This window comes from Hafnia sp. CBA7124, assembly GCF_002355555.1.
In the GTDB taxonomy this organism is placed as follows: domain Bacteria; phylum Pseudomonadota; class Gammaproteobacteria; order Enterobacterales; family Enterobacteriaceae; genus Hafnia; species Hafnia alvei.
In genome coordinates, this window is sequence record NZ_AP017469.1 from 1,353,829 (window position 1) to 1,367,069 (window position 13,241).

The 13,241-nt window shown below is 47.4% G+C and carries 5 protein-coding genes; 2 read left to right on the forward strand and 3 right to left on the reverse strand.

Going from position 1 to position 13,241, the window contains the following annotated elements; all coding sequences use genetic code 11:
* Positions 1 to 13: 13 nt before the first annotated feature.
* Both CPY98_RS06310 and CPY98_RS06315 read right to left on the reverse strand, forming a co-directional pair.
* Positions 14 to 487 carry a hypothetical protein gene (locus CPY98_RS06310; RefSeq protein ID WP_096386836.1) on the reverse strand — a complete coding sequence of 158 codons (474 nt, stop codon included), beginning with the start codon at positions 485 to 487 and terminating at the stop codon, positions 14 to 16.
* On the reverse strand, positions 484 to 1,254 hold the full coding sequence (locus tag CPY98_RS06315; RefSeq protein WP_096386839.1) for a winged helix-turn-helix domain-containing protein: 771 nt from the start codon (positions 1,252 to 1,254) through the stop codon (positions 484 to 486). Before CPY98_RS06315 ends, CPY98_RS06310 begins: the two co-directional genes overlap by 4 nt.
* A gap of 1,062 nt (positions 1,255 to 2,316) precedes the next feature.
* Between CPY98_RS06315 and CPY98_RS06320 the strand changes: the two genes are divergently transcribed.
* Positions 2,317 to 10,197, forward strand: a complete 7,881-nt coding sequence (locus tag CPY98_RS06320; protein ID WP_172863836.1) for a YadA-like family protein — start codon at positions 2,317 to 2,319, stop codon at positions 10,195 to 10,197.
* Between the two features lie 99 nt (positions 10,198 to 10,296).
* Positions 10,297 to 11,109, forward strand: a complete 813-nt coding sequence (locus tag CPY98_RS06325; RefSeq protein ID WP_111329204.1) for a hypothetical protein — start codon at positions 10,297 to 10,299, stop codon at positions 11,107 to 11,109.
* A 509-nt stretch (positions 11,110 to 11,618) separates the two neighbouring features.
* Here the strand turns inward: CPY98_RS06325 and CPY98_RS06335 are convergent.
* On the reverse strand, positions 11,619 to 13,172 hold the full coding sequence (locus tag CPY98_RS06335; RefSeq protein WP_332102706.1) for a diguanylate cyclase: 1,554 nt from the start codon (positions 13,170 to 13,172) through the stop codon (positions 11,619 to 11,621).
* Positions 13,173 to 13,241 lie beyond the last annotated feature (69 nt).

Sequence of the window (13,241 nt, forward strand, 5' to 3'; positions counted from 1 at the left end):
TGTAGAATGAAGTTCAATGCATTTTATTACAATATAGTGCTGGAATTCCGTCGCTTAAATAAACGATGTCTCCATTTATAGTTTGATAGTTATCTAATACAATTCCTCTGTTTTCTCGCATTAAGAAATCGGCAAAAAATAAACCTAACCAAGTATTATCCATCGTGTCATTTGGTTTTATTGAGACACTTTCTGAAGTTGCGATGAGTTTGTTATTGATTTCTTCATAGTTAAATGACACTTGGCGGGAGATATATAAATTTAGACCATTTTCATCCTGGTAATTTCCAGATACGTTAAGTTTTCCTGTTTTATTTTTTTGTAAAAACTCTAATGTTATTAGAACAGCTAATTTTTTTTTACCATAATTTTGTGTCAACTGACCATAACAATCAGATGGAACATTATTTTTACTTACTGATAGCCTCAAGATAATACCTGAGAATATAAATATTGTTAGATAAATAAATATGTATTTTTTTTTCATTTTTTCACTCCTGTATAATAGATTACTTCGCATTGTGTATTTTCTTTGTTACATTTAACCCATGACCAGTAATCATTTATTTCAGAAAGTGTGAGGTAATAGTTTTCATCGCTCAGGCAAGAGCTTTTTTCATGATTTATTTTATCTAAAATATACTGATAATGTTTTTTAATATCTTTATTTTTTCCATAGTACTTACATGCGTCAATCATAGTGACAAAATGGTAATCATCGAAAAATAATGTATTTTTTCTTCCTTCCGATAACCAGGTTTTTTCAAAAATAAATATCGAGAATATAATGAAAATAAATAATAATATCATTATTTTCTTAAACTCTAATATGGCGCGAACATTCTTATTTGGATGGTTTTTATTCGCACTATCCACAACTTCATCCTTTTCTAGTAAGGATGTCTGATCTATTACTTCAATTTCCTCTATAATAGTAGCTGGCTGTAACAAAATTCCTTGTCTTGGTACAGTTTTTACAATGTCTTCTTTTAAGCCAGCTGCTTTTAGGCCTTTCCTTAGTAAGGAAATATTTTGATAAAGGGTGTTTGGCAAAACGTATGCGCTTTTCTCTCCCCACACCAGACTCATCAAACCTTCTTGAGATATGATTTCTGGTCTTTGTTGAATTAAGATGAACAGAATACTTGCTACAGGTGCGTATAGTTTAATCGATGTATCGTTATTAGCTGGAATTAAAATATTTTTACTTGGAATGAAGTATACTGATTTATTTATAAGGTACTGATTTTTCATAATATTCCTCAGGATATCTATTGTGTCCTAGCTACAGTAATAACCCTTTTTTTCGAATGGTTTATATTGAGTGCATCCATAAATAGCCTTATTGTGACTCTATAAATGATTTAATTTTGCTATTTTACCTTTCTTGTTGGTTTTATCCTATTATTTTAATGTTAATTGATTGAGAAAAATCCCAAGGTTGTTGTTTTTTTACACAGATGGAATTATTAGGTTGTATAATCTTTATGATACTTTGTAGTATATGATGCTATCGAGCTATTCATATTTATAACTAGATTGTTATTGTTTATGAATTTCTTTTACTATCTCATGAGGAATTAATAAATTGGTTTTTAAAAAGTATACGTATATATCTGAAGTTTTTACAAAATAGATACAATGTATATTAAATCTTATTAGCCAATATTTTCCAATTTATACTAGCCTAGTCTTCGCAGTTCATACTATGCGTATGACCTGATGTTTTTTATATTAAATTGTTATCTATTTGTTGATATTTTGTTTTTTTGTATTATACCCCATGAGCGCTTTACATTTAAATTAAGAATACCCCCATAATATATCACTTGATATTTAAATTAATATATTGATTTGTTACGTGTTCTGTTTGATGGCTGTTTTTTGAGAATTACCTCATGATTTAGATTTTTCTGCTTATAATTCAACTTTTATAAAATGAAAATACTTAAAAGTGTTTTTTTAAAATTATTCTGTGGGTTTTTATGTTGATTGTTTTTTTTGTGTTTAATCTGGTGTTAGGGCGGCTAGCTACGGCGGGTTCTCTACAAATTGACGTCCGAAAATAATAATGTAGCATTTGGGTTGTAAATTCTTTGGCTATTTTTTTTGATAATGGTTATTAGCTCTGAAAATATATTCACTTTCCTATTTTTACTAATTGCTTTCTAAGTGTGCCTTTCTAAGTGTGCATGCCTTTTTAAACGTATCCCTTATAGGGAAGGTTTAATGATTTGTTATTTATTTATGTTTGTAATATTAATGTTTTTAATTAAAAGCTCAAAAATAATTATCTAATTGAATGGAGTCGCTGCCTTGAACAAGATCTATCGCGTCATTTGGAATCATTCATTGCGTTGTTTTGTTGCTGTCTCGGAACTATGTATGAATAAGAAAAAGGCTGCCGGCACCGTAGTTTCGGCTGCTATTGTTAGCTCATTAGTTTTTTCTGTAAATGCTAAAACCATTGGTTATGATAGCAGTGAATTAAGTTCAGAAGATCTACAAAATTTGAAATTAGAACTCGACGATTTAATAACAAAAATTAATTTTGTTGTCGAAGATAATAATCTCACTGCAACGCCAACGAATCCTGAGCCAGCATATAATAATTTCAGCGTACCTAACTTGGGTCGAGCTGTTGCAACTAATGATGCTGTCACTATCGTTGTGAATGGAACAGTTGCGGCTAACGGTATCGGAACCTGGGGAACAGGGTCAGGAAGTGAACATCGAACTGACGGTATCGGCGTGCCAGGAACTTCATTAGGTATCACCTATGCCACTGCAATTGGTAATGCTAGCTATGCTAACTCGGGTGGGACATCAGTGGGCTCTTCTGCTTCAGCTGCTGTTGGGGCCGTAGCCATGGGGGCATATGCTAATGCAGCTGGGCGAGCTTCAGTGGGTATTGGGTCTGCTGCATATAGTGGCCAGCATGCAGTAAGTATAGGTTCTTGGAGTGCGGCGGCAGGAGTCAGAAGTAATGCTATTGGTAGCTTATCTGGTGCCACTGGGATGGATTCTACAGCTATTGGTACATCCTCTATGGCAAGTGGTGATCGCGCTATTGCTTTAGGTTCGAGCCCAAGTATGGGGGACACGCTTGACCCTGTGCAAGATACAACCATGAATACTAAGGCTTCGGGGATTGATTCCATTGCCATAGGAACAAATGCAAAATCCGCATCAGATGGTGCCATTGCTATTGGATTAAATAGTGCTGCCAACATAGCTAATGTTTTAGCCATTGGTACAAATGCGGTGGCTAGCGCTGTCAATTCTATAGCTCTTGGTGCTGATTCAGTAGCGGACAGAATAAACAGCGTGTCAATAGGGAAGGTTGATTCTACCCGCCAGCTAGTCAATGTTTCCGCTGGAACCGCTGAGCATGATGCCACTACAGTCGCGCAGTTAAAGCCAGTCATCAGTGCTTTAGGCGGCGGTGCCAGCATTGATGCCACAACAGGTGCTGTTACTGGCCCGCAGTACACCCTGACAAAAATTAATCCAATTACAGGAGGCAGCCAGACTGTATCAACAGCATTCACATCTATAGGTGATGCTCTTGGCAATCTGAATTCGAGCATTTCGAATCTCTCGAATTCTGCCTTACGCTACGTTGATTCCACCTCTAAGTCTATGCTAATGCTCGGAGGTGATGATGGGACTACGATAACAAATCTGAAAGCAGGCGAGATCAGTGTGGCTAGTAGTGATGCGGTCAACGGCAGCCAGCTATTTGCCACCAATACGGCGGTGGCGGGCAATAGCGCAGGTATTGCGCTAAACGCCAGCGGGTTGAAGGCCACGGCGGCGGCGCTGGGCGGCGGGGCGGCTATCGGTGAGAGCGGGGCGTTTACAGCACCGCGCTATGCGGTGCAGGGCAAGAGCGTACAGACGGTCGGCGATGCGCTGAGCGTGCTGGACGGGGGGATCGCCAAAAACAGCGGCGATATCACCAGCCTGACCGACAGCCTGACGAGCATCAGCCAAGACATCAGCGCGGGCACCACGGGTCTGGTACAGCAAGACAGCGATACGCTGGGGGTAACCGTGGCGGCGTCGACCGGCGGCGGCACGGTGAGTATTGCCGGCCGCGACGGTGAACGCGTACTGAGCGGGGTAAAAGCGGGTCGCTTAGCCACGGACAGTCGTGAGGCGGTCAACGGCAGCCAGCTATTTGCCACCAATACGGCGGTGGCGGGCAATAGCGCAGGTATTGCGCTAAACGCCAGCGGGTTGAAGGCCACGGCGGCGGCGCTGGGCGGCGGGGCGGCTATCGGTGAGAGCGGGGCGTTTACAGCACCGCGCTATGCGGTGCAGGGCAAGAGCGTACAGACGGTCGGCGATGCGCTGAGCGTGCTGGACGGGGGGATCGCCAAAAACAGCGGCGATATCACCAGCCTGACCGACAGCCTGACGAGCATCAGCCAAGACATCAGCGCGGGCACCACGGGTCTGGTACAGCAAGACAGCGATACGCTGGGGGTAACCGTGGCGGCGTCGACCGGCGGCGGCACGGTGAGTATTGCCGGCCGCGACGGTGAACGCGTACTGAGCGGGGTAAAAGCGGGTCGCTTAGCCACGGACAGTCGTGAGGCGGTCAACGGCAGCCAGCTATTTGCCACCAATACGGCGGTGGCGGGCAATAGCGCAGGTATTGCGCTAAACGCCAGCGGGTTGAAGGCCACGGCGGCAGCGCTGGGCGGCGGGGCGGCTATCGGTGAGAGCGGGGCGTTTACAGCGCCGCGCTATGCGGTGCAGGGCAAGAGCGTACAGACGGTCGGCGATGCGCTGAGCGTGCTGGACGGGGGGATCGCCAAAAACAGCGGCGATATCACCAGCCTGACCGACAGCCTGACGAGCATCAGCCAAGACATCAGCGCCGGCACCACGGGTCTGGTACAGCAAGACAGCGATACGCTGGGGGTAACCGTGGCGGCGTCGACCGGCGGCGGCACGGTGAGTATTGCCGGCCGCGACGGTGAACGCGTACTGAGCGGGGTAAAAGCGGGTCGCTTAGCCACGGACAGTCGTGAGGCGGTCAACGGCAGCCAGCTATTTGCCACCAATACGGCGGTGGCGGGCAATAGCGCAAATATTGCGCTAAACGCCAGCGGGTTGAAGGCCACGGCGGCAGCGCTGGGCGGCGGGGCGGCTATTGGTGAGAGCGGGGCGTTTACAGCACCGCGCTATGCGGTGCAGGGCAAGAGCGTACAGACGGTCGGCGATGCGCTGAGCGTGCTGGACGGGGGGATCGCCAAAAACAGCGGCGATATCACCAGCCTGACCGACAGCCTGACGAGCATCAGCCAAGACATCAGCGCCGGCACCACGGGTCTGGTACAGCAAGACAGCGATACGCTGGGGGTAACCGTGGCGGCGTCGACCGGCGGTGGCACGGTGAGTATTGCCGGCCGCGACGGTGAACGCGTACTGAGCGGGGTAAAAGCGGGTCGCTTAGCCACGGACAGTCGTGAGGCGGTCAACGGCAGCCAGCTATTTGCCACCAATACGGCGGTGGCGGGCAATAGCGCAAATATTGCGCTAAACGCCAGCGGGTTGAAGGCCACGGCGGCAGCGCTGGGCGGCGGGGCGGCTATCGGTGAGAGCGGGGCGTTTACAGCGCCGCGCTATGCGGTGCAGGGCAAGAGCGTACAGACGGTCGGCGATGCGCTGAGCGTGCTGGACGGGGGGATCGCCAAAAACAGCGGCGATATCACCAGCCTGACCGACAGCCTGACGAGCATCAGCCAAGACATCAGCGCCGGCACCACGGGTCTGGTACAGCAAGACAGCGATACGCTGGGGGTAACCGTGGCGGCGTCGACCGGCGGCGGCACGGTGAGTATTGCCGGCCGCGACGGTGAACGCGTACTGAGCGGGGTAAAAGCGGGTCGCTTAGCCACGGACAGTCGTGAGGCGGTCAACGGCAGCCAGCTATTTGCCACCAATACGGCGGTGGCGGGCAATAGCGCAGGTATTGCGCTAAACGCCAGCGGGTTGAAGGCCACGGCGGCAGCGCTGGGCGGCGGGGCGGCTATCGGTGAGAGCGGGGCGTTTACAGCGCCGCGCTATGCGGTGCAGGGCAAGAGCGTACAGACGGTCGGCGATGCGCTGAGCGTGCTGGACGGGGGGATCGCCAAAAACAGCGGCGATATCACCAGCCTGACCGACAGCCTGACGAGCATCAGCCAAGACATCAGCGCCGGCACCACGGGTCTGGTACAGCAAGACAGCGATACGCTGGGGGTAACCGTGGCGGCGTCGACCGGCGGCGGCACGGTGAGTATTGCCGGCCGCGACGGTGAACGCGTACTGAGCGGGGTAAAAGCGGGTCGCTTAGCCACGGACAGTCGTGAGGCGGTCAACGGCAGCCAGCTATTTGCCACCAATACGGCGGTGGCGGGCAATAGCGCAGGTATTGCGCTAAACGCCAGCGGGTTGAAGGCCACGGCGGCGGCGCTGGGCGGCGGGGCGGCTATCGGTGAGAGCGGGGCGTTTACAGCACCGCGCTATGCGGTGCAGGGCAAGAGCGTACAGACGGTCGGCGATGCGCTGAGCGTGCTGGACGGGGGGATCGCCAAAAACAGCGGCGATATCACCAGCCTGACCGACAGCCTGACGAGCATCAGCCAAGACATCAGCGCCGGCACCACGGGTCTGGTACAGCAAGACAGCGATACGCTAGGGGTAACCGTGGCGGCGTCGACCGGCGGCGGCACGGTGAGTATTGCCGGCCGCGACGGTGAACGCGTACTGAGCGGGGTAAAAGCGGGTCGCTTAGCCACGGACAGTCGTGAGGCGGTCAACGGCAGCCAGCTATTTGCCACCAATACGGCGGTGGCGGGCAATAGCGCAAATATTGCGCTAAACGCCAGCGGGTTGAAGGCCACGGCGGCGGCGCTGGGCGGCGGGGCGGCTATCGGTGAGAGCGGGGCGTTTACAGCGCCGCGCTATGCGGTGCAGGGCAAGAGCGTACAGACGGTCGGCGATGCGCTGAGCGTGCTGGACGGGGGGATCGCCAAAAACAGCGGCGATATCACCAGCCTGACCGACAGCCTGACGAGCATCAGCCAAGACATCAGCGCCGGCACCACGGGTCTGGTACAGCAAGACAGCGATACGCTAGGGGTAACCGTGGCGGCGTCGACCGGCGGCGGCACGGTGAGTATTGCCGGCCGCGACGGTGAACGCGTACTGAGCGGGGTAAAAGCGGGTCGCTTAGCCACGGACAGTCGTGAGGCGGTCAACGGCAGCCAGCTATTTGCCACCAATACGGCGGTGGCGGGCAATAGCGCAAATATTGCGCTAAACGCCAGCGGGTTGAAGGCCACGGCGGCAGCGCTGGGCGGCGGGGCGGCTATCGGTGAGAGCGGGGCGTTTACAGCGCCGCGCTATGCGGTGCAGGGCAAGAGCGTACAGACGATCGGCGATGCGCTGAGCGTGCTGGACGGGGGGATCGCCAAAAACAGCGGCGATATCACCAGCCTGACCGACAGCCTGACGAGCATCAGCCAAGACATCAGCGCCGGCACCACGGGTCTGGTACAGCAAGACAGCGATACGCTGGGGGTAACCGTGGCGGCGTCGACCGGCGGCGGCACGGTGAGTATTGCCGGCCGCGACGGTGAACGCGTACTGAGCGGGGTAAAAGCGGGTCGCTTAGCCACGGACAGTCGTGAGGCGGTCAACGGCAGCCAGCTATTTGCCACCAATACGGCGGTGGCGGGCAATAGCGCAGGTATTGCGCTAAACGCCAGCGGGTTGAAGGCCACGGCGGCAGCGCTGGGCGGCGGGGCGGCTATCGGTGAGAGCGGGGCGTTTACAGCGCCGCGCTATGCGGTGCAGGGCAAGAGCGTACAGACGGTCGGCGATGCGCTGAGCGTGCTGGACGGGGGGATCGCCAAAAACAGCGGCGATATCACCAGCCTGACCGACAGCCTGACGAGCATCAGCCAAGACATCAGCGCCGGCACCACGGGTCTGGTACAGCAAGACAGCGATACGCTGGGGGTAACCGTGGCGGCGTCGACCGGCGGCGGCACGGTGAGTATTGCCGGCCGCGACGGTGAACGCGTACTGAGCGGGGTAAAAGCGGGTCGCTTAGCCACGGACAGTCGTGAGGCGGTCAACGGCAGCCAGCTATTTGCCACCAATACGGCGGTGGCGGGCAATAGCGCAAATATTGCGCTAAACGCCAGCGGGTTGAAGGCCACGGCGGCAGCGCTGGGCGGCGGGGCGGCTATCGGTGAGAGCGGGGCGTTTACAGCGCCGCGCTATGCGGTGCAGGGCAAGAGCGTACAGACGGTCGGCGATGCGCTGAGCGTGCTGGACGGGGGGATCGCCAAAAACAGCGGCGATATCACCAGCCTGACCGACAGCCTGACGAGCATCAGCCAAGACATCAGCGCCGGCACCACGGGTCTGGTACAGCAAGACAGCGATACGCTAGGGGTAACCGTGGCGGCGTCGACCGGCGGCGGCACGGTGAGTATTGCCGGCCGCGACGGTGAACGCGTACTGAGCGGGGTAAAAGCGGGTCGCTTAGCCACGGACAGTCGTGAGGCGGTCAACGGCAGCCAGCTATTTGCCACCAATACGGCGGTGGCGGGCAATAGCGCAGGTATTGCGCTAAACGCCAGCGGGTTGAAGGCCACGGCGGCGGCGCTGGGCGGCGGGGCGGCTATCGGTGAGAGCGGGGCGTTTACAGCACCGCGCTATGCGGTGCAGGGCAAGAGCGTACAGACGGTCGGCGATGCGCTGAGCGTGCTGGACGGGGGGATCGCCAAAAACAGCGGCGATATCACCAGCCTGACCGACAGCCTGACGAGCATCAGCCAAGACATCAGCGCCGGCACCACGGGTTTGGTACAGCAAGACAGCGATACGCTAGGGGTAACCGTGGCGGCGTCGACCGGCGGCGGCACGGTGAGTATTGCCGGCCGAAATGGTAGCCGCGTACTGAGTGGAGTGAAAGCCGGTAAAAACAATGAAGATGCGCTTAATGTTGGCCAAATGAGTGATTTTTTAGGTGAGTTAGGCGGTACAGGTGCCTTCATTGACTCAACGACAGGAAGGATCAATGGGCCGCGTTTTAGCATCCAAGGCGTTTCCTATAATCTCGGTGATTCGCTTGCTGCTTTAGACAGTAGCATTGGAAATATTAAGGCCAGTTCAACTAACAATGTAAGTTATGACATTAATGATTCTAATAAGATTACACTGGGAAAAAACGATGAAAAACTCGGTGGTTCAGGTGCTCCTGTAGTTATTGCAAATTTAGCCGATGGAAAAGTTGAGGCCAAAAGTAAAGAAGCAGTCAATGGTGGGCAATTATATGAAGTTAAGAATCAGGTAGATAAAAACACTGCTGATATTAGTGATATGAAAAATAATGTTGATGGTATTTCAAACGGTACTGTAGGTCTTGTTCAACAAGATCCAAGTTCTAAAGAAATAAGTATTGGCAAGGATAAGAAAGGTGGTTCAATTTCTATTGCTGGAACAAGTGGTGATAGATTACTGACAGGTCTTGCTGATGGTGTCGCTGATAATGATGCCGTAACTGTTGGGCAAGTAAAAGACATTACTGCACAGTCGAGCACTGTGGTTACAAATAATAGTAGCAATAGAGTTAAAGCGATTGCTAGTGGACAAAATAGTACAGCAATGGGAGGTGGAGCTAGCGCTTCATCCAAGGACTCACTCGCTTTAGGAAGTATGGCTAAGGCAACCGGCAATAATTCTATCGCTTTAGGCAACGGTTCAACAGCTGATCGCGCTAATACACTGTCTATTGGTTCTGTTGGTGGAGAGCGTCAAATAACGAATGTTGCTCGAGGTACTGCGTCCACTGATGCAGTGAATGTTGCTCAATTGAATGAAGGATTGGAATCTATCAGCAGTTCCACTAATCAAAATTTCCGCAAGTTGGGCCGCAAAATGGATGCCATGAAAGACAAATTGAGTGGTGGAATTGCATCCGCGATGGCGATGGGGGCTTTACCTCAGCCTTTTGAGGCCGGAGCTGGGATGATGTCTATGGGCGGTGGTAGCTATAATGGTGAATCTGCTATTGCTCTCGGAGCATCTAAAGTTTCAGAAAATGGTAAATGGGTCACTAAACTTCAGGGGAGTTCGAATACTCAAGGAGATTATGGCGTATCCGTTGGAATTGGTTATCAGTGGTAAATATTAATATGAAGCGCCCTTTGTAGGGCGCTTAACTCAAGAAATTGCGAAGATATATTTTTTTATTACTTAGTTGTTTAATATTTTCGGGTTAAAGTTATGAATACTAAATATGTAATTGTTTTTTTATCCTCATTGTTAATTTATGGCTGTGATGGCAGTAGAACTGAAGTTGATCTTTCGTCTAAAAAACTAGATAAAATAATTGAAATCTCATCTCTACCAATAATCCAAAGTACACTCAATGACATATCACCATCTTTTGGTGGAAAGCGAAATGACACTATAATGAGCCATGTATGCGCATTATCTCAAGGCACTGAAAATCAGACTGATTTTGATAGTTTCTTTACTAGTAAGGGTATTGAGCTATCAAAGTTAGCTAAGGAAGATGAAGGCTTTGCACTTCTTTCAGATCGAGATATGAGAAAAAAACATACTGCATGTATAGCGTATATGGTTTCGTCATTGGTTGAACCATTGCAGAAGGATTATTACTTCAAGAAATCAGATAACTCTCCGTTGAAGAATAATGAGTTATCTTTAGAGTTAACAACCGTGTTAAGAGATAAGTTAAAAGTAGCTACTGCTACAGCGGAATTTTTTGCTCTAATCTCAACTAGACTTGAGCACAGCGATACGAAAAGTATTAAGGAGAGAAAGAAGGAGATCGCTGAACTAATCAGTCAATCTTACAGCGATTATTATCAGTTAATACATAATACTCATGCGCATGATAATAACTCACGTTATTACATCGATAGTTGGACTGACTCAGGTATTGTATTTTCTTCATCAGATGGTTATTTATTTGAATTAAATAATGATATTCTGACAGTTAAGTTATTTGGTGTTGATTGGTATGGGAATGGAAAACTTCTTGGGAAAACCTATTTTATGAAATCTAGTTGAGACTGTAATTATAATTGTTTAATTGCCTGTTTTTGATATGTTCACTCCATTAACGGAGACAGGCAAATTAAGGACAAGAAGAAAGTTTCCCCGCCCGGAACTGAACTGACCAAAGTTTCTACAACTGTATTCGATCTCAATGTATTTTTCAGCATGCTGACTAGAACTGTGCTCAATGCAGAACTTGCTCACTAGCTCGATCAAGAGAGAAATACCTCAAATCAGGATGAATACCCGCATCGCTATTCATCCCAAATACTCATAAAAATGGAGTATGCTGATCCACAGTTAACGGCTGATTATGAGCCGTTTTTACTATCGAGTTTGGTTACTGGCTGAGAGGTCATCTTTAATACTGTCGCAGTTACAAAGAATTAGAGGAAGATTCATCTAGTTTCCTCAATGGTGGCATGTCTTATAATTAATATATTAACACGATCTGTGAGTATTTTATTTCCTGAATATATAATCCTCCTAAGCATGATTGCATAGGAGGATTTGGATCTTAATTATCCTTGCGAACAAACCTTATTCCGACCGCTATCTTTGGCTATATATAGTCTTTTATCTGATATTGCCTGTAGTTCTTTTATATTATAACTTTTTATTTCTGAACTACATGCAACACCAAATGATGCAGATATATTGATTGAAACACCTTCCATTACTTCAATATTGTAGGTGCTGATCGCTTCACGAACTCTCTCAGCAAGAGATGTGCTATCTTCTAAACTCAGATATGGGCAAAAAATGCAAAACTCCTCACCACCTAGTCGACCAAGAATATCATTTTTACGAATATATTTTTTGATTATACTAGTTGTCTGTATTAGCACGGTGTCACCACCAAAATGCCCATAGGTATCATTGATAGTTTTAAATTTATCTAAATCTACTTGAATAATAGATATGGGCAATTTCAACTCTTTAAGTTTAGACAGTGAGGTATCAAGTTCATTATAGAATCCATTTCTGTTCAGAACACCAGTCAAAGTATCATGGCTCGCTTTCCATTCCAATGAAGATTGTAAAATATGCATTTCTTGTATTAGCTTTCTTATTAGCATATAGGAAAAAAGTAGTGCAAAGGTGAAGCTAGACCAAAGTAATATAGCAAAGACGAGTTGGGTTCCATACTCACTTTTAAGAACCTGCAAGGGCGAGTGAGTAACAAAAATAGCACCGTGCTCACCCTTTATTTTTTTATATGTAATAAAGTCAAAACCACTATAAAACCGACCAGTTGAATTTTTCTTGGTAAGTGTTAAAACTTTTTTTGCAATGTTACGATCTCCACCAGATGTGCTAGATGCAATAATATTTGCGTTCCCATCGATCCAAAAGTAATCTCCAGACTTTTTATTTTCGATAGAATCATTTAGCAGTACGCTCAGTTTTCTAACTTCGAAGTCAAAGCATATGACGCCAACAGTGATGTCATCAATAATAACGGGAACGTACATAGTTATAAGTTTACCTTCTTTATTCGGACCTAAGTATGCAGTTGTAAAGATATTTTCTTTAGAGGATTTTGATAGCTTCATTGCGTTTATAAAATATGAGCTATTTATCATGCGTTCGTACGTCTCTTCTATAGAATGAGAATTTGCATGTTTGCTAGGCGTTGTTGTTGAAAATAAACCAGACTTTGATACATAATAAATTCTACTTTCTACATTAAAATTATTGTTTGTTAATGGCAAAAGAGAAAATAGATGCTGTATTGCATTTATTTCATTTTCTAACATCTTTGAACTTACTGTTAAATGTAAATTTTGAAACTGTGATAGAAAATTATCACTAATTACATTAATATAAACACTATGATTGTTATCACTTTTTAAAATATACCTAAAGCTACCCGATGTTTTTGATTTTTGTATGATTTTTAGATATTCTTCATTCATGTCTTTCGATGGTTTTTTTTTGAATATATAACTAAAATAGTCTTCTAAGAATATAATTTTATTAACCTGATTAGCTTTATTTTCCATGATTATTTCATGAGTCCTAGTCATCTCATCAATAGTCGAGTTCATATAACTGCTTAACAGTGTATGCATTTGAGATATAAGAACAGCACCTATAAATAAAATAAAAATAGCAAAGATACTATCTATTATTTTAACTGG